The organism is Tolypothrix campylonemoides VB511288_2 (assembly GCF_045999855.1).
GTDB classification, from domain to species: Bacteria; Cyanobacteriota; Cyanobacteriia; order Cyanobacteriales; family Nostocaceae; genus Scytonema; species Scytonema bouteillei_A.
This window is the reverse complement of record NZ_JBFPMW010000004.1, coordinates 803,959-828,805: the sequence shown is the minus strand read 5'-3', so window position 1 is coordinate 828,805 and position 24,847 is coordinate 803,959. Positions and strand designations below refer to the sequence as shown.

Here is a 24,847-nt window from a genome sequence, read left to right as displayed (position 1 = left end):
TTATTTAGACCTCGAACTTGTCAATTGCCTTCGCGGTAGATAACCGTTAACAGAATACTGGTAGTATTTTTCCGTCTGATTTGTCATTCCATTGACCACAACTCCTAATACAGGTATGCGATTTCGCGTTAACTCCGATACACTTCGGGAAAGAATTTCCTTCAAAGTAAAGCCGGGACGTGTAACTAGCATGACTCCATCACTTTGTTTGGCGAGGGTTGCTGCATCAGCGCAGGCGCTGAGAGGTGGCGTATCTAAAATCACAAGATCGTAATTTTCAGACGCTTCTGCTACTAAAGACTTCATGGCAATTGACTCTAGCAACTGTGACGGGCGTCCGTGCAATTCCCCACAAGTCAGTACATCCAAGTTCTCAATATCTGTTGATTGCACTGCATCCGCTAGAGATATATCTCCTTCGAGCACATCACTCACCCCTGGTTTACCAGCCAGATTAAACAGCGTGTGTTGTTCCGGTCTTCGCAAATCTGCATCAATTATCAATGTCCGCCAAGACAGCATACCCGCTATAGCTGCTAGGTGCGAGGCGACGATAGATTTACCTTCTCCTGCAATGGAACTGCTGACAACAATCACCCGCATCCGATCGCTGCGAAACTCCAGGGTTTTAAAGAGCATGCGATATGGCTCAACCAAGCTCATATTATCTAAGAATCGTTGCGATGGTTCGAGAACGAGTGTCTTTGAAGGGAGTCTTGGCAGAACTCCTAGCAATGAGAGCTTGAGTAATTCTTCTGCTTCTGATGCATCGCGCAAGGTATTGTCCATCATTTCCAGAAGCAGTACTATGGAAGTGGCAAGCAACGTTCCCAATACAGTTGCAAGTACCAGTACCGCTGGTTTTTTGGGAGATGTGGCGGAGGTTGGGGGTTGAGCCTCTTCAATTATGCGGAGATTTCCAACCTGTTGCGCTTCTGCAATCCGTGCTTCCTCGTATTTACCTTGTAGCAATTTTAAAGTCTCTGCCGCTTCTTCTCGCTGACGCGTGAGAGGAGTTAGATTTTGCTGTTGAATTGGGAGTTGTGCAAGGCGAAGTTGGAGATTAGCGCGTTGAGTCTGAACGCTTTTCAGCTTATTTTCCACCGCCGTGCGTTCGATATCATTGGCAATGAGTTGGGCGGAGAAATTTTGGCTCACCTGGTCTGCGGCTACATTGTTGGGAGAAACTGGTCGCTCTCCAGAAGAGACGCGGTTGAGTCCCTGAATGTACAAGTTGCGAATGGTGTTTCTCTGATAAAGTAACGATCGCACATCTGGATGGTCTTCTGTATACTTTGCACGAGACTCAGCCAGTTTTGTTTCTAATTCTGTCAACTTAGTTCGCAGCTCTTTGAGTTGTTCGTCTTGACCGCCGCGTACAGATGCATAAGCACTTTTAAGGGCTGTCGCATTGGTAATTTGCCTCAGTGATGCATCTTGCGATCGCAACTCTCGCAATTGAGCAGACAAAGTCCGCTCCTGGTTTTCTAAAGCTGCTAGACTATCCACCAAACTCTCGCTTTGCTTGGTAAAAGAAATAATACCACTACTTCGCCTGTATCTGTTTTCGGTCAGTTCGGCATTCTCTAGTTTCTCGCGAGCCTTGGGGACTTCCATTTCCAAAAACTTCCGCACGTTAGCGGCTTCTTGGCGGATTGTATTGGCACTTTCTTCTTCCATTGCTCGAGCAACGGAATTTAGTAACTGAGCAGCAAGTTTTGGGTTTTTACTTTGATAGCTTAATTGCAGGATGTTAGTCGCAGGGACTATTTTCACTCCCAAACCTTTATTCAGGTCTTGAATTTTGACCTGAGTTGTGCTTTTGTAAGAACTTTTAAAGATTTGCAGGGCGCGGTTTAAAACTCGTTGGGACTTGACTAATTCCGCCTGATCGGCTAGCGGACTGGGACCACCTGGCGTATTTGAAGACACTTGCGATAGGTTGCGACCCAATTCAGAAACGCTTGTTTGCTTGCTATCAAGCATCAATCGCGCTGAAGCTTCATACTGACTTGGGGTAACTGCAAGGTATGCGATCGCACCACCAATCGTAGCCACAAACGCTGCGACAGCAGGTAAACTTCGCCTCTTTAACACTCCTAAAACAGATGAAACACTTTTTTCCATACAATACCTTCCTTGTTAGGCGTTGGTCGTTCTTCAGAAATAACCACCAACCACTTACTTTTTACCTAAAACCTCGGCTAACTCTGTTTGGTTTTGTTCCAATCCCCTCAAAGATGCAGGTGATTCTAGAAGTGTTTTGTAGAGGTTCAAGTTGTCAGTAGTAATGCGTTCCCAGCTGTAATTCAGTGAAATGTGCCTTTTTGCATGGACTGCCATGGATGCTATTTCATGAGGATGAGCGATTGCCCAATCCAAAGATTGAATGCAAGAATCCAAACTTCCAGTGGTAAAAAGCGTTCCTCGACTTCCACCGAGTAGTTGCTTGTGGGGAGGAATATCGCTAGCCAAAACTGGTACTCCTTCCCGCATAGCCTCCAACATGGCAAGAGGTAGCCCCTCTAGATCGGAAGGCAGAGCAAATAACCCCGCCCCCCGAACTATTTCCCAAAGACGAGGTCCTCGAAGTTCGCCTGCAAATACGATATTTCGGTTGTGAGCTATTTTTTCTAATAACTGTGAGGTGAAAGATTTGGTATCGCTTACACCTCCAGCCAAGACGAGTTTCCAACCCATGGGTTTCAAAGCATTAAAGGCATCTACCAGTAAATCGGGGCGCTTTTCCGGTACAAGCCTACCTAGAAACACAACATAGCGTCCTTTCTCAAGCCCTAACTGATTGCCATAGCCAAAGTTTGGATCTGACTGACCATAGCTAGCTGGCGCGTTGGGGATATAAACTGTATTCCTGCCATAGGTTTGCAAGAAATAGTTTTGCAGTGCATCCGAGACAACGACCAATCCGTGAGCAAAACGCACAGCTGCCTTTTCACCGGTTTGAATGACGCGAGTGGAAACACTACCCCACTTGGCGCGTTGCCAATCCAGACCCTGACAGGTTACAACAACTTTTGCAGAATTGATAACTCTTGGCAAACAAGTAAACAAAGATGGGCCGAGAGCGTGGAAGTGGATAATATCATATTTCTTGGCACTAACAGCCACCGCTCCCAAAGCTGAAGTGATAAAAGCATCGATACCTCTCAAGTTCAAACCCGGTACGGAAATGACTTGCACGCCCTGATAATCATAGCGTTCCAGCCACGAACAATCTGTGTAAGAGCAACGGGCAAATAAATCAACAGAATGCCCTTGTTTTACCATTCGAGGATAAACTTCCGCACAATAATGTTCAATTCCTCCTTGTTTGGGAGGTAAACCTTTAGCACCAATTACAGCAATTTTCATAAGAATTCAGTCTTTACCTGTAATCTGAAATGGGTTAGTAGCGGTCCGTTTAAATCAAGCGTTAAAAGTCTAAAAGGAGAAAAACTCCAGCACTTTTAACTATTCACACTCCCACAGCCAAACTCGCTTTTTGCTCCCAACGACTTAACATATCGCTGTAAACGTCACGAATTACTGTACGAGCTGCGTAGGGCTGCGCCTCACGCACGCACGCTTCTGCTGGATAGTCCTCTGGATGTATTAGAACTTTGCGTATAGCCTCTGCTAAACACGTCGGAGTCCTTTCCAAACAGACAATTCCACTTTTCACTCCAAGTAGCTTTGGAGTTTCACCACATTGAGTGGTCACTACTGGTGTCCCACTAGCAAGCGCTTCTAGAACGACCAAAGGTAACCCTTCATATTCACTGCTTAAAACAAAAACATTGCAGATACGATGCAGGTGTGCAATTTCCTTTTGGGTAACTGCTCCAAGCATCGTAACTTGACTGGATAGTCCTAATTTAACAAGTTCTGCACGAACATCTGCTGCTAGCTCTCCATCACCCGCAATTAATAAGTGAACGTTGGGATCGCTTAACGCCGCAATCGCACGTACAAGTAAGATAGGGTCTTTTTGGGGATGAAGCCGACCGGCAAATAACACAAAACGCGTCTGCTCAGCCAAACCAAGTTGAGAAGCTAGTTCCCGCCTTTTAGCTTCACGCTGCTCTCCAGTCAAAGAATAAAAAATTTCGTTGTCAAAAGAATTTTTTATATATTTAACACGGTCTTGGAGGGTGGGGTATTGCTGTTTGTACAGCTTGGTTGCATCAGTATTGCAAGAGAGAATTTGATCGAATTGACGAACTAATAAGCTCTCTAGGGTATAGTACGCTGCAGGAAATCGTCGCCAGAGAATGGCTTTTTTGTCACCACTTGCCTGCATTTGTGTCCTAATATCGTTGTGGATAAAAAGTGTTTTTTCTCCCTTCCAAGAAAAACTAGCTAGTGTTGGCTCAATCCTGTGAAAGTGCATAAAGTCTGACTCAAAACACTTTCCTAAAAGATTCGCCGTATATTTTAGTGTTGTTGGTATCAAGTTCCTAACATTATCATTTTGCAATGTGAATAACGGTAGAAAACTAATTTCTTTGCCAGCAAATTCTGCTTGCTGCCATACACCAACAGGTTTTTCCGGACAATCCCCTGTTCCTACAAGTCTTACTTCAAACTCGATTGGAGCATACTTAATAAAGGTCTTTATAAGTGTCTGAATTCCTCCGATTGTTGTGTTCCAAGGATTGAACTGGTAAAAAATCGTGAGAACAGGCTTACGCATTATGACCACCCTGCACAGTTAGGTGCAATCGCTCTAATGTTTTTTATTTTTAAAAAAAACTTTAAAAAACTTTAACGATTTCCTCCTACAAACTAAATAAATTTATGAGTTTTTGCATTCCCCCAATAGTAGTATTCTCGATAATTGAATTGTAAAAATCCTTCGTGCCTCCCTGTATACTTCACTGATGCTCAAACTTTTCTTTACGTAAAATACGTAGAGAAATCTTTTACTTAACTAAGGGACGCGATCGCAGACTGCGATTGATTCAATAAATTTGATGACGGTCTTCAAATAATCTAGTATTTTCTACCATTAAATTTAGTGACAAGGTTAAATCTTCACAAAATCTTCACAACTCTTGTCTTAATTTTTACATCGCCTTTCTGAAAAATAAGCTATATTAATATATTTTATATAAATAATCCGACACAGAATTTAATGTTTAATAGGAAAAAATTATCATAAGACTGAGGGCAGGGATCGGGAGATCCGTTGCCTTCATCTGCAGTTGCCAATACTGCCATACAGAATTGGGGCATATAGAAAGACGCGCCGTGGCGCGTCTGTACAAAAAAGATATAGCTGGGCAGATTGCCTTACTTAGATTTCGCTTCTAAGTTCTCTAAACGACTTCTCAGTTCCTGATTTTGTTGCCTGAGTTGATCGACTTCAGAACGCAGCTGACGCAACGCATTATCGGAACCAACACTCTTTTGAACCCGAGAAATTTCTTCTTCAGCATAGCGACGCACTCGCCCATCTGGTGTTTGATCTGCTATGGCTTGCAGTGGCGCGATCGCTTTTGGTGTTTCCATTTGCCCCAAGGCTGTCACCACTGCTAGTTCAGTCAAAAAGAACGTTTCCCGTGATATCTCTGTCAATCGTTCCAAAATCTTTTCTAAATGTGTCGTTTTTTGACCTACAGAAATCTTTCCTAAAGCACGGATTGCAGCTAAACGAAGCGGTTGCGGGACACCCTGCTTTGTATACTCCATCACCAACTCTAATGCATCTTCCGAGGTTTTGAGTTGTGATAAACCTGCGATCGCGCCACTTCGCACGACTTCATTCCAACCACCCTTGTCTTCCAGAACAGATTTCAGCAACTTAATAACCTTGTCTTCCTTTATTTTCAAAGACGCGGATGCTGTTGCAATTGTACCGACAGCACGAGCCGTTGCTGACTCCACATAATAACTAGGATCGCCTTTCTCAAGCAAATCCTTCAACGCCTTGTAACTGTTAGAAGTTTTAATTTCACTCAGTGAGTCTACAACAGCACGACGCACTTGAGCATTCTTGTCTTGCAACCCAACAACTAAAGCATCAAAAGCTTGATCTAATTTAATTTCTGCAATCTGTTTTGCCACCTCAGTACGGACGCCCCAGAAAGGTTCCTTAACGAGTGCTGCAGACAGTCCCTTCAATGCTTCCAAACCACCTTTCTTTGCCAAAGCCTCAGCCGCATAAATACGAGAAATGGGGTCGGGGTCAAATTCCAACTGTGCTTTCAACTCTGGGATCGGGTACTCCAAAGACACCGTTTTCAACCAATGATTCCCTACATCAAAGGTAACAAATTGGGGTTTTTCTTCTAACGGGAAATAAAAACTTTGTTCCCGTTCATAGACGCGCACGGTGAAAGTCTTTAAGTAAGGAGATAAGAAAGAAATGTCTCCCTTGTCTCCCTTGTCTCCCTTATCCTCTTCCTTAACGTATCCAAAAGCGATAGGAATTCTCAGGTCAAACAAACTGTTATTGCTACCATTGTTATCCAATTCTGCCTGAGTTTGAGTGACTGTCACCTTAGCTAATTTGGAATCTCCATCCCAGGAGTAAACCACTTTAAAATCTGGATGACCGCCACGATAAACGTACTGGTCAAATAGGAACAGGAGATTGCGCCCGGTTGCTTTCTCAATCGCCCGCAGCAAATCCACTGTTTCTACGGTATTGTGAGCGTTATCCCGCACAAATGTTTGGATTGCTTTCCAGAACAACTCTTCTCCCAATTCCGCCCGAATCATGTGATAAACACACGATCCTTTCTCGTAGATATGGCGATCGTAAAGTTCAATTGCTTCTCGATAAACGTGAGTTACCATCGGGCGGCGGTAACGCCCGCGATCTTCCGCCAGATAACTCCGAGCTTCTAACAATCGATAATATGCTGCTTCTTCTGCACCATATTCTCGTTCCGTCCACATAACCTCTGAATAAGAAGCCATACCTTCCTTAATCCAAGCATGAGACCAATGCTTGATCACCACCAAATCGCCAAACCACTGGTGCGCCAATTCATGGACTACCAAGCTTTCCGTATTGCGGTTATCGAGTGCGGCGCGTGCATCCAGCAAACACCTATCTGTCAACAGTGTCGTTGATGTGTTTTCCATTCCGCCAAAAATGAAATCATCAACACACACTTGAGCATACTTGGGATAGGGGTAGGGATAACCGTACTTCTCACTCAAAAACTCTATCATTTGCGGAGTTTTGCCCATACTCCGCTTGGCGTCTTCCTCGCGCCCTTTTTCTACATAGTATGTTACGGGAATGCCATTCCATTCATCGCGAATTTCCGTAAAATCACCAACAGCAAGAGTCATCAAGTAAGTTGGATGAACCTGCTTTTGCAACCAATGATAAATTTTGTCATCGCCGTCTTCATCTGTAGCGATAAGTTCGCCATTGGAAATTGCAATTAGAGGTTTGGGAACGCGAAGGCGAATTTCTGAAGTTGATAGCTGTCCGGGATAGTCAAAACACGGGAACCAAAAACGAGAATCTTCGTCTTCCCCTTGAGTCCAAACTTGAGTGGGTTTGTTGGGGTAGTGTTTGTCTGCTTCTATAAAGTAAAGACCCCGTTGTGGTTTTTCTGCTGAGTAGGCAATCGCGATCGCAAGCTGCTTGTTAATCTCAGTTGGTACATTGAGGTAGATCGACAACTGCTTTCCGTCGTATTCAAACTGTTGTGAGTTGCCATCCACTTGAACCGACTTAATATTGAGATTAACGGCATCCAGAACCAAGCGCTCCAGACCATTACGGATAGGTGTTAAAGTAATGCTACAAGTACCGTGGTAACTTTTGTTAGGAATATCTAAGCTGAGGTCAAGAAAAATATGCTCTACCTGTCCGGGTTTATCTGGATTGTAGTGCGGTTTCGCCCCCGGTAACTCAAAAGACTTGTATCGGTTACTTTCTGTATCAAAATAAGACTGCGACATCGATGTTTACTGACCTTAGAAACCCTGAAAACTCTTAAATTCAAACATTGAGGCGACAACACGATCGTTTCGTGCTGTTCCCCAATTCATCCCATACACCCTAATACTTTGCACCCTGTTATCTCTGTACGGGCATTTTGTACCAAGAAAGTTTAACATTCTGTAAAAATATCCTAAATCTATATAGCTTAGAATAGCTTGCCACTATCTTAAGGAATATATTTTTCAGATAAAGAACTTTCTTTTGCGGATTGGCATTTCAAACTGGTGTAGTCACTCTAGAATCACTAGAAGACCTGCCCTGTATAGAAGTATTCATTTTATCAGTAATTACCGAAAAGTTAACAGCAAATGAATTAACGATTCCGAAAACTCCACAATGACGTTTTTACTAACCTCTAAGACAATTTGAAGAAAATAGGACACTTTAACAATGCCTGAAAGTAAATCTAAGAATAATTTTTTAATTCCTGCTATAGGGACTGCCACAGTTATAGTAGGAGGTATAGCTGCCTACATGTACTTTAAAGGTGGTCCTCAAGGAAATGTCTCCGATGCTCTCAATGCTGCCAAAATCGTTCCAGATGAAGCATTAATGGCAACTTATATTTCTACCGATCCAGCAGTTTGGGCAAAGTTAGAACAGTTTGGGACACCAGAAGCACAGAAGATAGTTGCCAAAGGGCTAGAAGACTTAAACAAAAGCCTCTCAACTGACAACAGTATTTCTTATGAAAAAGATTTAAAACCTTGGGTAGGTGGCGTAATGATTGCCGTACTCCCGCCTAAGACAGTCAAGCCCGCGCAGAATAGCCCGCAAGCTTCCCAACAATCCAACGTCCTCATGGTGGTAGGGATCAAAGACAAAATTGAAGCTTTGAACTTTGCTACGAAATTAAAAGGACAAAAAGACTTAAAAATCAAAGAAACTGACTATAAAGGCGAAAAAATTATAGAAACTTCTGGGAAAAGCTCACCTACGTACACCGCTATTTTAAATAATACATATGTAATATCGGCAACAGAAAAGCCAGCAATAGAAAGTGCGATCGATACATTTAAAGGACAGCCTTCCTTTGCTAATAAGGAAGGTGCAAGTAGCTTGCTAACTCAAGGTGTCAACGTTGAAAATACTGTTGCCCAAATCTACGTACCAGATTACGCTAGCATGGTACAGCAACTGATCGCTACCAACCCACAAACAACACAATTACCTCCACAGACATTGTCACAATTGAAACAAGTGAAATCTATGGTGGCAGGTATCGGTATTGACAATGCAGGTGTACGGATGAAAGCAACTGCTAAATTAGATCCCCAACTTGTAAAATTCCAATACCAAAATACTGACTCTAAAGTTGTATCGGTATTTCCCTCAGAGACAATGGCAATTGTGAGCGGACAGGGAATCAGTAGTTGGTGGACAACAGTTGTCGAACAATCAAAAGAGGTTCCTGAGTTAAAACAAACCCTTGAAACAGCCCGTCAACAACTGAAGTTTGTTAATATTGACCTCGATAAAGACGTTTTTAGCTGGATGGATAGGGAATTTGGAATTGCTGCTATCCCATCTAATCAAGGCGTGTTGGCACAAATTGGCTTTGGCGGAGCATTTGTCTTTCAAACAGGCGATCGCAAAACGGCAGAAGGTACCCTTAGCAAATTAGACACACTTGTCAAAGGACAATCATTAAATGTTGGCAAAAGAAATGTCGGCGGTAAAGAAATCACGGAATGGCAAATTCCCAAACAAGGAGCATTATTATCACACGGTTGGCTCGATAGCAATACCTTATTTGTAGCGATCGGCGGTCCAATCGCAGAAATGATAGCAGATCGTAAAGGTCCAAGCTTAGATAATAGTGCAAACTTCCAAGCAGTCACCAACACCTTGCAAAAACCCAACGGCGGCTACTTTTATATAGATATGGATAAAACTGCATCCTTAGTCAATCGCTTTGCCACCGCACAAAAACAACCCATTTCCCCAGAAGCCAGTGCGATCGTGAGTTCCATTCGTGGTTTGGGCGTAACGGCTACTAGCCCAGACAAATCAACCTCTCAAGTCGAGATGTTATTAGCATTAAAACCCAAATCTGGCAATTAAAATTTGTAGATGCCCCCCAGGTCTTTCCCAGGCGGAGCTTGGGAATGCCTTCTTAATCTTGTATTCACGCCAATAAGATTTTTCACATACTCTCGTTTCCAAGCTACAGCTAGGGAACGAGAGAATCACCAATCGTCGCTGACCAGTCACTAGTCTCTGTTAAGAAGTTGATTCGAGAGTGAAGATTGCATCGCGTTGAGCTTTATCATATTTGATAGACAAGCGCATTCCTCATTCCAAAGGTAGATCGAGATTAGTGATGAACACGGCTGTCAAAAATACTTCAGGATTAGCTTCACGCTTCATAAATGGAGTCCTTGCCATCAAGCCTCTCGCCAACCTAGCCAAACATCAAGCTAGGCAAATGATGATCGAACGTGCTGAGAAAATTGGTGTCAATTGGACACAAGAAGTACGCACGCTACAAACACGAGATTGGACAAAGGATTTTGCCAAAGTACAAAACACACAAATAACTTACCCAGATTACTATTTGCAGTCTTTCCACGCTTACGACAAAGGAGACCTCTGTTGGGAAGCAGCGTTAGAGGTAGAGGTTGCTGCTCAAACCGTTCATGCAACTTTGTGGGGCAATGCTACAGCAAAAGGAGATGCTCTACTACGCCAAAGTTATCATAATATCGTGGCAAGGCAACTCCCCAAGGCACCACAAGCTATTTTAGATATTGGGTGTAGTGTAGGTATGAGTACATTTGCACTGCAAAAAAATTATCCTCATGCCAAAATTACTGGCTTAGACTTGTCTCCTTACTTTCTCGCTGTTGCCCACTACCGCAGTCAACAACGCAATGCCAATATCGACTGGGTTCACGCCGCAGCTGAATCAACAGGGCTGCCAAGTGCTTCTTTTGATTTTATATCCATGTTCTTGATTTGTCACGAGTTACCTCAACTAGCAACCAGACAAATTTTTGCGGAAGCCAAGCGTCTGCTGCGTCCGGGGGGACACATAGGAATCATGGATATGAATCCCAAATCGGAAGTGTATCAGAAAATGCCTCCCTACGTTATGACTTTGCTCAAAAGTACGGAACCTCTGATGGATGAGTATTTCTCATTCAACATCGAGCAAGCGTTAGTGGATGCTGGCTTCGAGACTCCCACCATCACTCCCAACAGTCCGCGTCATCGCACAGTCATAGCTCAAGTGCGTGGTTGATGTACTGCTAGTCTTGTTGGCAGTGCTACCACCACTGCTTCTTTTGGTGTACTACTACAGCCGCATTCCCACAACTATCTCTTTAATGCGGCTGCTGTTATTCTTTGCTCTTGGGGCAATATCTGGGTTTATTGCCCTTTACTTGGAACTGGTTTTTGAAACAGTAGTCCAGTGGGTTGTGAATTGGCGTATCATTCAGCGATCGCTATTTGGTGTTGTCCTGCGACAATTGATTGAAGTGGGTCCAATTGAAGAAGGTTGTAAGTTAGTTACGGTCATTGCTTTAACTAAATATTTTCAACATCGGTATCGCTTACGCAGCAGCACGGTTTTCCTTTTTTGTCTGGCTGTGTCATTGGGTTTCACGGCTGAAGAAAACTGGGTTTATCTTTTTCACGGCTTTCAAGGTATACCATCAGTTGTAGAACGCTTGATAAGTACACCCGTACACGCCATGTTTTCTGCACCTTGGGGATACGCTTTGGCGATGCTTGTAAACGCCAGTATTTACTCAAGCCGACATAACGGTCGAGTTTCTCAAGCATGGTTAAACTCTGTTATTTGCCATGCTTTAGTCAACGTTTTATCAATCGGCGGTCGCTACTCTTTTCCCTGGAGCTTGCTCAGTTACGGATTATTTCCGTTCTTGCTATGGATGTTTTTGCGACTAGAAAAGTACTTACAAAAGCTGCAAGGTCAAGATCCAAGGACTCTTATCTCTGGTTTGACATCCAAACAACACCTGTGGAGAGAATTTTTGATGCTATTAACCTTGATGCTTGGTGGAAATGCCATCTTTGTGCTATTCACCTTAACCAGAAATTTGAGCGTCCTGAATAGATTGCAACTTTTTGACATTGACGTAGCACTGTTTGTTCTGAGTCGCTTATCACTCAGCTTGATTCTCGGGCTTTCAGCGTGGGCTATCTACCGCTACTTGCGTCGCTTAGCTAGCCGCCGCCGATATTTTTAATTTTATCTATATAGCTAGAAATTTACGTGCTAAAGGACGAGGAACGAGCGACAGGGCGAATGCTGCGACTGTTCTGAGGTTAAACTTTTGCCACCGTAGCGCGTGCAAAAGATAAGGTCTTGCTTCTTGAGTTTGTTCGGCTTTCAGTAAACCTATAGCCAAGGTTGTGTGTGCTTGCAACCATTTTTCTTGGAAGTAATCCTTGAACTCTTGCAAGCGTTCATCCTCCATAAATTGTCGGTAGCAGTAAATCCCTGCTTTTCCTGCACGAATTTTTGACTGAATACTTGAAGCGCCGCTAACAAAGGTTTCTGATTGAGTGTGTACGCGGTACCTGCTGAGCCTTTCAGGAGAGTAATATGCTCCTCGTCCAGTACGACATGCAAGGTAAGTTAAATATAAATCCCAATAAGAGCCCATTTGGGGTGGAAAATCATCCCAGTCAATGGCATCTTTGCGAATTATAGTAGCCACCGCACTCGGAACAGCTTGATGAACGAGTCCAATTTCATAAAAAGGTTGGTAGACTCCTTCTTGTAACTGGTCTCGCTTCCAACGTAGGGTATTTTCCTCTGTAGCCGCAGTATCAATCTTACCTTTTGAATCTATTATGTAGTGGTCGCTGAATGCGATCGCTAAATTCGCATCTGCTTCTAAATGTGGAACTAGCTTTGCCAAAAAGTCTTGATTCCAAACATCGTCATCATTCAAGCTGGCAACATATTTTCCTCGTGCTTCCTTGAAGGCACCAATCACGTTTAAGGCTATGCCTAAATTCTTGGTATTGCGTTGGAACCGAATACGCGAGTCTTGAAAAGAATCCACAATATCTTGTGGGTTCTCTACACTACCATCATCAGACACAACAATCTCTAAATTTTTATAGGTCTGGTTGACAGCACTTTCTATGGCTTCTCTAAGATATTGAGGGCGATTGTAAGTAGGAATAACGACAGTAACTAGTGGTTCTCGTAATTGGTTCTGTGCTTGTAGCATTTTTACTCCTTTCGATTAACTTACCTTTTGCCAGCAGACGCAACTTTTTTTTCTTTTCTTAGATCTGCATTTCAGAAAAATCAAAAATCAACAAACCTTGCTTTAAATGATAGCATTCACTCGTTTAATATAGACGTTTTATTGAATTTTTGTGGTCTCTATATCCTTTAATTGTCATTTTGCTACAAGAAAATAAATTATATTTGCAGATGAAATGATAAATATTTCACGACCTAAAAGCCTTTATTTTCAAGCCTTTATAAATTTTTTCAATCTCCTATTGTGTTAGCGTCTAAAGAACTCGTTTATTTTTTTGTTATTTTTATTTCAACTCTATTTGTAATTCAAATTACAAAAATTAGAATATGTTTTTTCTACAACAGTACTGGTGCTAGCAAAGTATAAATCTAAACTTATTATATTTGACTCAATCCTTACAATATCCGTCTTAGGGAAGAATTCTCTCAAGATTTTATTAACTGAAGGTTAATAGATTCATGACGAACTTCACTTAAAAAAAGTTGCACAATTTAGATTTTTTAAAGAAAAAAGTATCTTCCCTTTAGCTAAATATTGTTTTAACAAATAAATTTACAGGCATAACATTTTAAAAATAAAGGGAGATATAATCAATAAAAATTCCTGCTATATTAATTAGAAAACAAGGCAACAGAGTCAGCTAATGTCAGCAGGCTTGCTCAAGCAAAATTGTTAGCTAATATTCTATGTAAGTGCAGAATTTAGATGATTGCCAAAAGCTTATAAAATTACAAAAGCCTATCGCAATGAAAAATCTTTGGATAGGCTTGATAATTCTTTTGTTGTTCTTTGTATGAACGCTAAACTCGTACTAAAACAGACTCGTTCTGTAAGGTGTTGGCATTCGAGTCAGAGTCATTGCAGTAGATTTCACAAGAATTGTTAGGGCTTTCGATTAATTTAACTTTATAGAGCTTTGCACCTAATTCTTGAATAGGCGATCGCAATAATTGACTGATGTGAAGTGCAATATTCTCAGCAGTGGGAACCACTTCAGCAAAATAAGGTATGTCTTTATTGAGGAAGGTATGGTCAAACGGCTCAACCACGTAATCTTCAATGATTTGATTGAGTTCTCCCAAATCCACAATCATGCCAGTGCGGGGATTAATTTCCCCTTTCACAGTCACTTCAAGATGGTAGTTATGCCCGTGTCCGTTGGGACGAGCGCATTTGCCATAAATCTCGAAGTTAGCTTCATTGCTGATATCGGGATGAGCAAGCCGATGAGCGGCGCTAAAGTGAGTGCTAAGAGTGAGGTAAGCTTCCATTGCGTTTCCTAAATAATCAGCCCAAAGTTCAGGATGTTCGTAAAGCTGCACGCGAGCAACAGGCAGATAAGGTGCCAATTTGTGCCAAATGACCCGTGCAATATTTTCTGTAGTAGGCAGAGTTTGTTGAAATTCTGACCACACATCGTTAAGATAGGAAAAATCCAACTGACTGGTGACTTCGCGCTTGATAACTTGTTTCACATCAGACAGGTTTAGTACCATGCCATATTTGTCTAGTTCCCCAAAGAGAGAGACATATAAAACATAGTTATGCCCGTGTCCGGGAAATTTAGAGCAAGCACCAAATTGCTTGATATTTTCTGCATCGCTCAGTTCTGGTAACCAATAGCGATGGCTTGCCGAAAATTGAGCGCGGCGATTTACAATGCATTGCATGAGTATGTGGAAGCAAAACTTAATATTTCTTAAATTTTTCTGCTTCCAGCATAAACTAATTTTGACTTAAATTACACCACTTTAGGGGGCAAGGAAGAATAATCGATTGACAAATAAAAACAATACCTTAATGTCCCGTTCTAAGCGTATGCACGCATAGATTCCTGGGCTTCACGATACAAACGATTTGCAATGCGGAACATTTCTTGTCCCGTATGGAGATAATTCTCGTCATAATTTAGAGGGTAGTATTTTAACTCATCAAGTCCATCGCCAATTTGATTGAGGCAATAGTAGAGATGGGCAGCGGTTCTTGCTAAGCTTGGAGGATTGGGTAAAGAACGAAATTTAGTTTGCGCTTGCTTGAGATCGTCACGACAAGCGTCCAAGTAATCTTGAAATTCATCTAGAAGAACGTCATCAAAGGGATCGGCAGAAAGTTTCTCTATTTGCTCTTTTAAAGAATAAAGAATACGGTAAACCAAACGGTTCACAGGCTGATAAACAAAGTGCAACCACTCTTCGATTTGCTCATCTGCTTCTTTTCCTGTTTGCCGAGTTGTTTGGTATTGCTTTTGCGCTGAGGCTGTACGCTGTTGGCGACTTCGACTTGCTTTGTCGGAACGCTGGCGCAGTTTTTGGTCGTAATTTTGGCGATTTTGAACATCTCCCAAAACCTCATAAGCTGCATTAATGCGTATGATAGCGTCTGAGTCCGAGGTTTCCTGGTTGCTGTCTGGATGAAACACTTTTACCAAGCGACGGTAAGCTTGTTTAATTTCGGCTTGGCTAGCGTCAGGACGAACTTTAAGTGTTTCGTAGTGATTGTTGTAATTGTTAGTCTCTGCCATTACTCAAATTTAACTGGTCACTGTTTACCAGTCACCAATCACTAGTCACTGGTCACTGGTTACTGGTTACTCATGAGACCAGTGTGCTCCCTTGTGCGTGACATGCTCATTGCCATAGGAGGGTTATCCTCTACAGGACTTCTCCTGTTGGGGGTTCCCACACCGTAGTGACTGGCGTATAGCCCTTGCGGGCAAACAAACACAGCACGCAGCATCACCTGCATCCGCACATTGCGTCTCCGATAGGAGATAGGGTCACTGGTCAAGTCTTAACTTATGCTAGCGGCTATTTTGGGTTCCAAGTCTTGGAACAATGGTGTACTTAAATACCTTTCACCAAAGCTGGGCTGAACCATAACAATCAAGCGCCCTTCGTTTTCTTTGCGTTGAGCAACCTGAATGGCCGCACACAACGCAGCACCACTAGATATTCCTGAAAGAAGCCCTTCTTCTCTTGCCAAACGACGACCGTAGGCAATAGCTTCATCATCTGTAACAGAAATCACTTCATCTATAATGTTTACATTCAGAACTTGAGGCACAAATCCCGCCCCAATTCCCTGAATTTTGTGAGGACCCGGTCTTCCCCCAGCCAAAACTTGGCTGTTAGCTGGTTCAACTGCGATCGCTTGAAAACTGGGCTTGCGGGCTTTAATCACCTCTGCCACACCTGTAATAGTACCGCCAGTACCCACTCCAGCTACAATTATATCAACCTGTCCTTCCGTATCTTCCCAAATTTCTTCAGCTGTAGTTTCCCGGTGTATTTTAGAGTTAGCCGGGTTGCGGAACTGCTGCAACATATAAGCATTCGTTGTTGTTTCAACAATTTCCTGTGCTCGCCGAATGGCACCACTCATGCCCTCAATTCCCGGTGTGAGTTCAAGTTCAGCGCCAAAAGCCCGCAGCATAGCCCTTCTTTCAGAACTCATGGTTTCAGGCATAGTTAAAACCAAGCGGTAACCCCTAGCCGCCGCTACCATTGCCAAAGCAATCCCCGTATTGCCAGAAGTCGGTTCCACCAATACCGTCTTCCCTGGAGAAATTAAACCTTCTTCCTCGGCATTCTTAATCATGCTCACGCCAATACGGTCTTTCACTGATGCAGCTGGGTTCATGCTTTCCAACTTCACGACAATTCGAGCAACACAACCTTCTGCTTGAGGAATGCGATTAAGTTGTACTAAAGGAGTTCGCCCAACAAGTTCTGTAATGTCGCGTGCTATTCGCATATTTTTTTCCTTGGTTAGTAGTTAGTAGTGAGTGGTTAGTAGTGAGTGGTCAACGACTAACCACTCACTACTAACCGTTAACAATTAATTAAATGTAGTACATAATGTCCAACTGCCGACGAGAATCTCGCTTTTCACATAAATCAGCAAGTGTATACTTTTGCAAAACTGCATTTGCTGCTTCCATTGCTTCAAGCCAAACATCTTCGACAACAGCGTTATCTACAGTTTTAGGGTTAACGTCCTCCTCAGCAGTTCGCACGTCCAACCCTTCCAAACAACCTAAAATCTCAAACAGAGTTATTTTCCAGGGGTCTCGCGCTAGCAAGTACCCACCTTTAGAGCCGCGCTGGCTTTTGACTAAACCGCCACGTCTTAAAGTTGCTAGTAGTTGTTCTAAATAGCGATCGGGTATATTTTGCTGTGCTGCAATTTGTCGGATTTGTAGCGGTTCCCCGCTTTGGTGGTGAATTGCGAGCTCCAGTAAAGCAAGAATTGCGTATTCTGACTTACACGATAGTTCCACAGGCAACAAATAAAGGATGAAGGATCTAGGATGAAGAATAAAGATTTTTTATACTTTATTACTTTATCCTTCATCTTATTCCCATTATACTCCGGTTATCCACTAGGGTTTGTTCTTTTTAAAGGTAAATTTCCAATAAAAAACCCCACCACAAGGTGGGGTTTTTTGCTAATGGCTAATTGTTAATTTACGATTAGCCATTACCAACTAGCAATTAGCCTAGAACGTAAATGTTGTTCTCAAAGTACCGACGAAAGCATCGTCATTGTCGCTGTTTTGACCGGGTGCTGTCAGCCAGATAACACCAGGAGTGATGGAAATGTTTTCGTTGACTTGATACTTGTAGAAACCTTCAACATGGTACGGTGTATCGTTACCAGTAAAACCAGTACGGTTGCGGGAATAGGGCTCTGCACCAGCAAAAATACCTAAAACGTTACCTCTCTTACCAAAGTCAGGTAGGGCGACGCCTACTCCGTAACTCCAAGCCTCAAAGTCATCATTGGAACCGAAGCCTGTTACATCATGGTAGGAAATAAAGCCACTGATGGAGAATTTGTCGCTTGGTCTGATGGCTGCGGATAAACCGTAGGAGTTACTTGAAGATGCAGTGCTCAATCCATTGGCTTGTGCAGTACCTACCACAGGAAGGTTTGTGTTACCAGCGGTACCTGCTAGTCCACCTGCATCAAATAGATTGCTACCAGAACCGTGATAACCGTGAACGTAGGTTGCAGCTAATGCAATTCTTTGACCCAGGTTAAAGTTCAATTGTCCTAAAGCAGCATAGTTACCGTTGAACACACCTGAACCCAAACCGGGGTTATTTGGCTCTGATGCCAAGTAACCTACAGTTAAAGAACTGGGTCTGAGGATACCGCCACCTTTACCAAAGTTAATATTTAGCGCTCCACCTGCACCCCCACCAATCCGGTAGATGGGGTTTTCAGAAGCGAAGGTAGACAATGCACCATTACCACCGTCGTAGTCTTCAAAATAGGGGTTATTGGTGGCTGCATAGTCACTGTGAATACCGCCAGTGGCTGCTACGTAAAGTTGAGCAGGTCCAATGGGAACGTAGTAAGCCAACCAATCTAGCTGGACATCATTACCGTTGTTGTTGAGGTTGAAGGTCTGCAAACCTTCAGCACTGGTGTTATTGTTAATACCACCAACGTTAAACCTATTGGCATTACCAGCCGCAAGACGAGTGTGCAAAACGTCTTTACCTGTGAAGCTAGTTTGTAAGTCCAAACGAACTCTATTTTGGAAGACAGTGTTGTTGTTGTCACCCGTGGTATCTCCAAAAGCATCAGTGAGAGCGAAGATTGCTTCACCAACGAGTTTGGTTGTGGTTGAGAACTGGTTAGCTTCCAATTCTGCAGCCCGTGCTTCTAATGCATCAACTCGACCGCGTAGAGTAGCCAGTTCTGCTGCAAATTCTTCTTGCAACCTTTGTAAGGTAGCTAAATCTTCTTTTCTTACCAAGTCAGCTGTTGCTGTTGCAATCAGTTCATTGACTCTATCCAAACAAGCGTTTAAACCAGCCGCAAATTCATAACGGGTTAAAGCCCTGTTACCGCGATAGGTTCCGTTAGGATAACCAGCAATACAACCGTAACGTTCTACCAAAGACTGCAATGCTTGGAATGCCCAATCTGTTGGTTGTACATCAGAAAATTGAGAAACAGATGTTACCTGAGCTTGGTTTTGACCTCTGCCCTCGTTGGTGTACTGATTGACTTGGTCTAACACGTTGTTTTGTGTTGCAGGCTGCGCTTGAGCCACTACTTCTGGCTTTTTGGCAACTTCAGCAACACCTGAAGCTGTTGATGGGGATGTGAAAGCCTCTTGAGTCCCTACTTGTGCGACTCCTGCTGTCACAAATTCACTCTCTGTGGGATTTTGAGCAGCCATTGCAGTTGCGGACATCAACAATGTTGCGCCTAAAACTGCAGGACTTACCACTAAAGATTTCCACAAGATATTAGCCATTTTTCCTCTTCTCCTCACACCTTATATAGATAACTTTGTTTGTTACAACTATTCCGGATTCGCCAGTTTTTGTTGATACTTGTGGACTAGGCATATACGCCCTCTACACACCATTTTAGTTTTTGCCAAGCTAACGATTAGTTAATTTTAGGTAAAGAATTAATGTAATTAACTTATGCAAAAACATAGCTGCATAGTTTGTAATTATAGTTCACTTGAACCGGATGACAAGATATCAGCGTTCGCCTTCTGAACTGTCACATAACTTGCATTCACTTACGCAGATACAACTCAATGACATTTTGTAAAAAATACTCTCCAAACGTTATCTAAAATAGATAACGCCTTTGACAAAACAAGTAACATTCGCAGCACTTATTAGATTTGAGAAATCACTTTTGCCAAGTCAAAATCTTTTTGTGTCAATCCACCCGCATCATGGGTAGTCAGTGAAATTTTGACTCGGTTGTAAGAAATTTCTATGTCAGGATGGTGTCCTGCTGTTTCAGCAGGTTCAACAAGCTTGTTTACGAAATCAATCGCTTCAACAAAGCCCTGAAACTTGCGGGTACACTCCAATTGTGACCCCGACACCGTCCAACTTTTCAAATAGGTTGCCTGTTCTTGAATTTCAGTCTGAGAGAGTAGCTGCGCCATATCACATCATCCCAACGACTCCGACTAGATCCTTTGTAACACTTTGTACTGAAAATGTCTTGTTATTTTCCTCACGTACTTGTGCCTCCCCTACTACGGAATACGCTCAAAAAAGATTTAAGTATAGAGGATAAAAGAAATACACGCTCTTAAAACTTACGCAACCCCAAGGATGTTTTGAGGATTTTAAACTTTGCAGCTCCCCCAACCCCCTTAAGGTGATTTCCTAAAAATAAATCACCGAGGAAACAATCGGTAACTTATCGTAGGAGGCAAAGAATTGCCCTCTTATAGAGGAACAATCTTTCTCAGAAATCGCCTCACAAGGGCGCTGTGTGTAAGTCCTATCCTTTTTCTGTAGGTACTAGCTACAGGTTAAACCCGAGCTACCTCTCTTTATCCTTGATACTTCACACCTTATCCCTTAGACATGGTTCCCTGGTATGACTTTTTTTTATCAAGATGCACTGGTTCTCTGGATTTGAGACATCAGTGTTAATTTTAGTTTGTCAGAGATTACGACGTTATCTGTCTTAAGACGTTCCCACTCAAGAAGAGTGAATTTGAGCTTTTTCTGGATCGACTATTAACCGTGTACGGGCGCAAGACGTTGCGCTTCTACTAACCCTTCATAAAACTATCCGCTCTAACTTAGATTAAGGAATCTAACTTAGAGCGGTCTAGCGGGTCTTCAGGTTGCAACCAGACTGCCGGAAGGAACTCCAACTAGTCTAGCTGCTTAGCTTTTAGCAATGCTAAAAAGCTAAGGCTAGCTCTTAGAGAACAGCCCCGGCACACAGCCGATATTCAGCAACCTGATGACCCATGCATTTACTACTTTCTATCATGGGCATCACCTCCTTGTTGCCTGAACGGTCTTAATCTCAAATAAAGAGGATTGAACCTCTGGTTTATTCACTTCAACCAATATAACACAAGTTTTTGGAAATGAGGGTGGAGATTGAGGATAAGCGATCGCTATTTTTCCCTTGTTTCCGCTATCCCCCTTGTCCCCCCAACCTCTAAATAAAAAGCCCCGCTGGAGGGCAGGGCTTTTTTATCTACAAAAGGTGTTGAAATAGAGAGCTATTACAACGCATTACCACGAGGTAGAACTTCTTCAGGGAAGACAAATTTCTCGTGAGGCTGGTCTTGAGGAGCCATCCAAGCGCGGATACCCTCGTTCAGCAAAATGTTTTTGGTATAGAATGTTTCAAATTCTGGGTCTTCTGCCGCACGCAATTCTTGCGACACGAAGTCATATGCTCGCAGGTTGAGTGCCAAACCGACAATCCCAACAGCACTCATCCACAGACCTGTCACTGGTACAAACAACATGAAGAAGTGCAACCAGCGCTTGTTGGAGAACGCAATCCCGAAAATCTGTGACCAGAAACGGTTTGCTGTCACCATGGAGTAGGTTTCTTCTGCTTGGGTGGGGTTGAAGGCGCGGAATGTGTTCGAGCCTTCGCCGTCTTCAAACAGAGTATTTTCTACTGTTGCTCCGTGGATCGCACACAGCAGCGCTCCACCGAGTACACCAGCCACTCCCATCATGTGGAATGGGTTGAGTGTCCAGTTGTGGAACCCTTGCAAGAACAGCAAGAAGCGGAAGATCGCTGCGACGCCAAAGCTTGGTGCAAAGAACCAGGATGATTGTCCCAAGGGGTACATCAAGAATACGCTCACGAACACTGCTATCGGCGCGGAAAACGCGATCGCATTGTATGGACGAATCCCTACGAGTCTGGCGATTTCAAACTGTCTGAGCATGAACCCGATCAGACCGAAGGCTCCGTGTAGCGCTACGAAGGGCCACAACCCCCCAAGCTGACACCAACGGGTGAAATCTCCTTGTGCTTCTGGTCCCCACAGCAGTAACAACGAATGTCCCATGCTGTCTGCTGGTGTGGATACTGCTACTGTCAGGAAGTTACATCCTTCCAAGTAGGAGGACGCCAAGCCGTGTGTATACCAGCTTGTTACGAATGTTGTACCGGTCAGCCAACCGCCGAGGGCGAGGAATGCACAGGGAAACAACAGTATCCCCGACCAACCTACGAATACGAAACGGTCGCGCTTCAACCAGTCGTCTAGAACGTCAAACCACCCTCTTGTACTGGGGGCACGTCCAACTGCGATGGTCATTGCAACAAATCTCCAAACTTTTATGATTACAGGTTTGCTATCCCTGCCTGCCGATAAACGGTTAAGCGCCCCCGACAAGCAGAAATTTAACAGGTTTGTCAGTCAAGTTTACAATTTTTAACTGACACTAATTTAAATTCTATGTATAAATCGTGAAATTTTCCAGTGTATTTTCAAAAAAATTTAACTTCTTAATCTAATGTATAATTCCGTCAACTCTTGAGATCCCCCTCATGTCCTACTTTTTCCATCTCCGCTTTGCTAACGCTAGAATGAGACCTGAGCCTGAAGTTTGACGAGTAATAGATGTATACCATTGACTTAACAGTAAGAAACACAGCCTTCCCCATATCGGTGGAACGTAAGTCAGCTGAAGACGCTGAACAACTGTATCAACTTATTTTGACAGCCATGAGATCGGGTAATCCTGATATTGTGGAATTGCAAAGTGAGGGGAAAACCGAAAAGAAAATTGCAGTCAGAGCCAGTGAAATTGCAGGGGTACAAGTGATTCAGAAAGATGGCTCAGCAGCGGGAACTGGCAGACCGCCCGGTTTCTTTGCCCTCGCATCTGAGTAGCGATCGGGGATTGGTGATCGATGACCTTGGGGACAAGGGGGACAAGGCAGACAAGGGAGAATAGCTCAATTCCTATCCCCCTAACCCCTACCCCCTATCCCCCTACCACCACCACCTATCTCAGAACAAATGACAGAACTTGGTATTGAGGTCAAAGATTTAAACTTTAGCTGGTCATCGGGAAGCAATATTATAAAAGGTTGTTCCCTGGAAGTGCCTAAGGGAGAATTTTGGATGCTCTTGGGTACGAATGGCAGCGGTAAATCCACCTTACTCAGACTCTTAGCAGGAACGTTAAGTCCTCAGTCAGGGGAAGTTAAACTTTCGCACCCTGTCGGCTTTGTTTTCCAAAACCCAGATCACCAACTGGTCATGCCAACTGTTGGCGCTGATGTTGCTTTTGGGCTAGTGGAAGAAAAACTTCCTCTAACTGCTGTTAGGGCAAGGGTTGAAGAAGCTTTAGACGCTGTAAATTTACTCTCACTGCAAAAGCGCCCCATCTATGCCTTGAGTGGAGGACAAAAACAGCGAATTGCGATCGCGGGTGCTTTAGCTCGTCGGTGTGAAGTCCTTTTATTGGATGAACCTACTGCCTTACTCGATCCAGATAGCCAATTGGAATTGGTAGATGGGGTTCGCAGTTTGGTAAAAAACCGTGGGATTACTGCTCTTTGGGTAACCCATCGTCTGGAAGAATTAAATTATTGTGATGGTGCTTTTTTATTAGAAAAAGGTTCTTTAGTAGATCGAGGTGAACCCGATCGCTTGAAACAGCGTTTAATGGAATTGCATGAAGAAAAGGACGAAGGCTGAACTGGCATCCTTCACACTTCATCCTTTGCCTTTAGCTTAATACTTTGTTACAGCCTGTCAGAGCCGATTTGGAATAGCTGAAGCATTTTTTTGATTTTGTAACATAATGTTACAAGGCATGATTGAAGTACTATAAAAGTTATGAATGAATTTGGTTAACTTTTGAAGACTGTGAATAAAAATCATGCCGCGTTCCTCACCCCAAGCCGTCTTATTAGTAGACGGCTACAACATAATAGGCGCTTGGCCTTGTTTAAGGAAAACCCGTGACAAAGCAGGCTTGGAACCTGCACGCTGGGAACTTATAGAAGCTTTAACCAGTTATAGTGCTTTCCAAGGCTACGATACCCAGATCGTTTTTGATGCTCAATACCAAAACAGTTGTAGCAACAGAGAAACGATTACCGAGCTTCTATCGGTTTATTATACTGATTTTGGGCAAACTGCAGACACATATATTGAAAAACTCTGTGCGTCTTTAAGACACCAAGTAGCCCAATCCATTATATCTCGCGTGATTGTTGCCACATCAGACAGAGCACAGCAGTTAACAATTATGGGATATGGGGCAGAATGGCTCTCAGCACAGCAGTTGTGTTATGAGGTAGAAGCTAGCGTTTGTCGAGCGCGGCAGAAGTACCAATCCCGAAAACAATCTCACAAAAGATTTTTAGCAAACTCTATTGATGATAAAGCACGTCAACGATTGGCTGAATTGCGAATGGGGGTGACGAAATCTTGAGATCTCGCGCTCAATCCCAAAAGCCATAACTATAGAGGTTGCTTCAATCCAAAATATGTTTGAGCCTTTTGAGGCTAAAAAGGTCTAGAGCCAAGCGCATCTAAGCCAAAAGTGTTATTGTGCTTTTGACCTCTGGTATGCTGCGTACACAGCAGGCGCTACGTGTTGCCGTAGGCTATGCCCGAATGGTTATACGCGAACGCAAGTTCAAAAGAATTTCCGAGAAATTTTGCAAAAGTACTTGCCATTTCTATTTTTCTACTTTACTATAAGTAATTGTGACTGACGTTCCTCAGTAGCTCAGTGGTAGAGCGATCGGCTGTTAACCGATTGGTCGCAGGTTCGAATCCTGCCTGGGGAGTTTAAAATTTCTAATAATATTTTTCTTTAACTTCTGCTAGAACGGTTTTGAT

At 43.2% G+C, this 24,847-nt stretch carries 18 protein-coding genes and 1 tRNA gene; 7 read left to right on the top strand and 12 right to left on the bottom strand.

From position 1 onward, the window contains the following. The 4 genes from AB0756_RS16150 to AB0756_RS16135 form a co-directional block, all read right to left on the bottom strand. The gene (locus AB0756_RS16150; RefSeq protein ID WP_038087070.1) at nucleotides 1-2,127 is read right to left on the bottom strand and encodes a GumC family protein; all 2,127 of its coding nucleotides are present in this window, start codon (nucleotides 2,125-2,127) and stop codon (nucleotides 1-3) included. A 54-nt stretch (nucleotides 2,128-2,181) separates the two neighbouring features. Next, nucleotides 2,182-3,372 carry a glycosyltransferase family 4 protein gene (locus tag AB0756_RS16145; protein WP_038087072.1) on the bottom strand — a complete coding sequence of 397 codons (1,191 nt, stop codon included), beginning with the start codon at nucleotides 3,370-3,372 and terminating at the stop codon, nucleotides 2,182-2,184. A gap of 103 nt (nucleotides 3,373-3,475) precedes the next feature. Further along, entirely contained in the window at nucleotides 3,476-4,693 is a 1,218-nt protein-coding gene (locus tag AB0756_RS16140) for a glycosyltransferase (protein WP_038087126.1), read from the bottom strand. Nucleotides 4,694-5,292: 599 nt separating this feature from the next. Further along, the gene (locus tag AB0756_RS16135; RefSeq protein ID WP_038087074.1) at nucleotides 5,293-7,926 is read right to left on the bottom strand and encodes a M1 family metallopeptidase; all 2,634 of its coding nucleotides are present in this window, start codon (nucleotides 7,924-7,926) and stop codon (nucleotides 5,293-5,295) included. A gap of 433 nt (nucleotides 7,927-8,359) precedes the next feature. On the opposite strand from AB0756_RS16135, the gene AB0756_RS16130 reads away from it, so the two are divergent. The 3 genes from AB0756_RS16130 (at nucleotide 8,360) to AB0756_RS16120 (ending at nucleotide 12,186) form a co-directional block, all read left to right on the top strand. After that, nucleotides 8,360-10,033, top strand: coding sequence for a DUF3352 domain-containing protein (locus tag AB0756_RS16130; RefSeq protein ID WP_038087077.1), 1,674 nt, complete (start codon nucleotides 8,360-8,362; stop codon nucleotides 10,031-10,033). Between the two features lie 259 nt (nucleotides 10,034-10,292). Beyond that, the gene (locus AB0756_RS16125; protein WP_038087080.1) at nucleotides 10,293-11,213 is read left to right on the top strand and encodes a class I SAM-dependent methyltransferase; all 921 of its coding nucleotides are present in this window, start codon (nucleotides 10,293-10,295) and stop codon (nucleotides 11,211-11,213) included. After that, on the top strand, nucleotides 11,206-12,186 hold the full coding sequence (locus AB0756_RS16120) for a PrsW family glutamic-type intramembrane protease (RefSeq protein WP_038087082.1): 981 nt from the start codon (nucleotides 11,206-11,208) through the stop codon (nucleotides 12,184-12,186). Before AB0756_RS16125 ends, AB0756_RS16120 begins: the two co-directional genes overlap by 8 nt. 6 nt (nucleotides 12,187-12,192) lie before the next feature. Here the strand turns inward: AB0756_RS16120 and AB0756_RS16115 are convergent, their stop codons facing one another. The 8 genes from AB0756_RS16115 to psbD all read right to left on the bottom strand — a co-directional run bounded on the left by AB0756_RS16115 (nucleotide 12,193) and on the right by psbD (nucleotide 22,300). Next, nucleotides 12,193-13,182, bottom strand: coding sequence for a glycosyltransferase (locus AB0756_RS16115; RefSeq protein WP_038087085.1), 990 nt, complete (start codon nucleotides 13,180-13,182; stop codon nucleotides 12,193-12,195). An 839-nt stretch (nucleotides 13,183-14,021) separates the two neighbouring features. Then, on the bottom strand, nucleotides 14,022-14,891 hold the full coding sequence (locus AB0756_RS16110) for a 6-carboxytetrahydropterin synthase (RefSeq protein WP_038087087.1): 870 nt from the start codon (nucleotides 14,889-14,891) through the stop codon (nucleotides 14,022-14,024). A gap of 140 nt (nucleotides 14,892-15,031) precedes the next feature. Further along, entirely contained in the window at nucleotides 15,032-15,742 is a 711-nt protein-coding gene (locus AB0756_RS16105) for a J domain-containing protein (RefSeq protein ID WP_038087088.1), read from the bottom strand. 269 nt (nucleotides 15,743-16,011) lie between these two features. Then, nucleotides 16,012-16,974 carry a cysteine synthase A gene (cysK, locus tag AB0756_RS16100; RefSeq protein WP_038087090.1) on the bottom strand — a complete coding sequence of 321 codons (963 nt, stop codon included), beginning with the start codon at nucleotides 16,972-16,974 and terminating at the stop codon, nucleotides 16,012-16,014. 88 nt (nucleotides 16,975-17,062) lie between these two features. Beyond that, on the bottom strand, nucleotides 17,063-17,500 hold the full coding sequence (locus AB0756_RS16095; RefSeq protein WP_038087130.1) for an RrF2 family transcriptional regulator: 438 nt from the start codon (nucleotides 17,498-17,500) through the stop codon (nucleotides 17,063-17,065). A gap of 219 nt (nucleotides 17,501-17,719) precedes the next feature. Beyond that, nucleotides 17,720-19,495: an iron uptake porin gene (locus AB0756_RS16090; RefSeq protein WP_038087092.1), complete on the bottom strand. Its 1,776-nt coding sequence runs from the start codon at nucleotides 19,493-19,495 to the stop codon at nucleotides 17,720-17,722. Nucleotides 19,496-19,873: 378 nt separating this feature from the next. Continuing rightward, entirely contained in the window at nucleotides 19,874-20,152 is a 279-nt protein-coding gene (locus AB0756_RS16085; protein ID WP_038087096.1) for a 4a-hydroxytetrahydrobiopterin dehydratase, read from the bottom strand. Between the two features lie 1,089 nt (nucleotides 20,153-21,241). Then, nucleotides 21,242-22,300 (bottom strand): photosystem II D2 protein (photosystem q(a) protein), encoded by a 1,059-nt coding sequence (gene psbD, locus AB0756_RS16080; RefSeq protein WP_038080114.1) that lies wholly within the window; start codon nucleotides 22,298-22,300, stop codon nucleotides 21,242-21,244. A 306-nt stretch (nucleotides 22,301-22,606) separates the two neighbouring features. Between psbD and AB0756_RS16075 the strand changes: the two genes are divergently transcribed. The 4 genes from AB0756_RS16075 to AB0756_RS16060 all read left to right on the top strand — a co-directional run bounded on the left by AB0756_RS16075 (nucleotide 22,607) and on the right by AB0756_RS16060 (nucleotide 24,795). After that, nucleotides 22,607-22,879 carry a hypothetical protein gene (locus AB0756_RS16075; RefSeq protein ID WP_038081872.1) on the top strand — a complete coding sequence of 91 codons (273 nt, stop codon included), beginning with the start codon at nucleotides 22,607-22,609 and terminating at the stop codon, nucleotides 22,877-22,879. Between the two features lie 129 nt (nucleotides 22,880-23,008). Then, complete coding sequence (locus tag AB0756_RS16070) at nucleotides 23,009-23,692, top strand: energy-coupling factor ABC transporter ATP-binding protein (protein WP_038081873.1); 684 nt, start codon at nucleotides 23,009-23,011, stop codon at nucleotides 23,690-23,692. Nucleotides 23,693-23,876: 184 nt separating this feature from the next. Next, on the top strand, nucleotides 23,877-24,434 hold the full coding sequence (locus AB0756_RS16065) for an NYN domain-containing protein (protein WP_038081874.1): 558 nt from the start codon (nucleotides 23,877-23,879) through the stop codon (nucleotides 24,432-24,434). A gap of 289 nt (nucleotides 24,435-24,723) precedes the next feature. Then, nucleotides 24,724-24,795 (top strand) — tRNA-Asn (locus AB0756_RS16060). Nucleotides 24,796-24,847: the final 52 nt, after the last annotated feature.

Excerpts from the sequence above, each read along its gene's own strand:
- AB0756_RS16150 (WP_038087070.1), bottom strand. The coding sequence starts at position 2,127 with ATGGAAAAAAGTGTTTCATCTGTTTTAGGAGTGTTAAAGAGGCGAAGT.
- AB0756_RS16145 (WP_038087072.1), bottom strand. The coding sequence starts at position 3,372 with ATGAAAATTGCTGTAATTGGTGCTAAAGGTTTACCTCCCAAACAAGGA.
- AB0756_RS16140 (WP_038087126.1), bottom strand. The coding sequence starts at position 4,693 with ATGCGTAAGCCTGTTCTCACGATTTTTTACCAGTTCAATCCTTGGAAC.
- AB0756_RS16135 (WP_038087074.1), bottom strand. The coding sequence starts at position 7,926 with ATGTCGCAGTCTTATTTTGATACAGAAAGTAACCGATACAAGTCTTTT.
- AB0756_RS16130 (WP_038087077.1), top strand. The coding sequence starts at position 8,360 with ATGCCTGAAAGTAAATCTAAGAATAATTTTTTAATTCCTGCTATAGGG.
- AB0756_RS16125 (WP_038087080.1), top strand. The coding sequence starts at position 10,293 with ATGAACACGGCTGTCAAAAATACTTCAGGATTAGCTTCACGCTTCATA.
- AB0756_RS16115 (WP_038087085.1), bottom strand. The coding sequence starts at position 13,182 with ATGCTACAAGCACAGAACCAATTACGAGAACCACTAGTTACTGTCGTT.
- AB0756_RS16110 (WP_038087087.1), bottom strand. The coding sequence starts at position 14,891 with ATGCAATGCATTGTAAATCGCCGCGCTCAATTTTCGGCAAGCCATCGC.
- AB0756_RS16105 (WP_038087088.1), bottom strand. The coding sequence starts at position 15,742 with ATGGCAGAGACTAACAATTACAACAATCACTACGAAACACTTAAAGTT.
- cysK (WP_038087090.1), bottom strand. The coding sequence starts at position 16,974 with ATGCGAATAGCACGCGACATTACAGAACTTGTTGGGCGAACTCCTTTA.
- AB0756_RS16090 (WP_038087092.1), bottom strand. The coding sequence starts at position 19,495 with ATGGCTAATATCTTGTGGAAATCTTTAGTGGTAAGTCCTGCAGTTTTA.
- AB0756_RS16085 (WP_038087096.1), bottom strand. The coding sequence starts at position 20,152 with ATGGCGCAGCTACTCTCTCAGACTGAAATTCAAGAACAGGCAACCTAT.
- psbD (WP_038080114.1), bottom strand. The coding sequence starts at position 22,300 with ATGACCATCGCAGTTGGACGTGCCCCCAGTACAAGAGGGTGGTTTGAC.
- AB0756_RS16075 (WP_038081872.1), top strand. The coding sequence starts at position 22,607 with ATGTATACCATTGACTTAACAGTAAGAAACACAGCCTTCCCCATATCG.
- AB0756_RS16070 (WP_038081873.1), top strand. The coding sequence starts at position 23,009 with ATGACAGAACTTGGTATTGAGGTCAAAGATTTAAACTTTAGCTGGTCA.
- AB0756_RS16065 (WP_038081874.1), top strand. The coding sequence starts at position 23,877 with ATGCCGCGTTCCTCACCCCAAGCCGTCTTATTAGTAGACGGCTACAAC.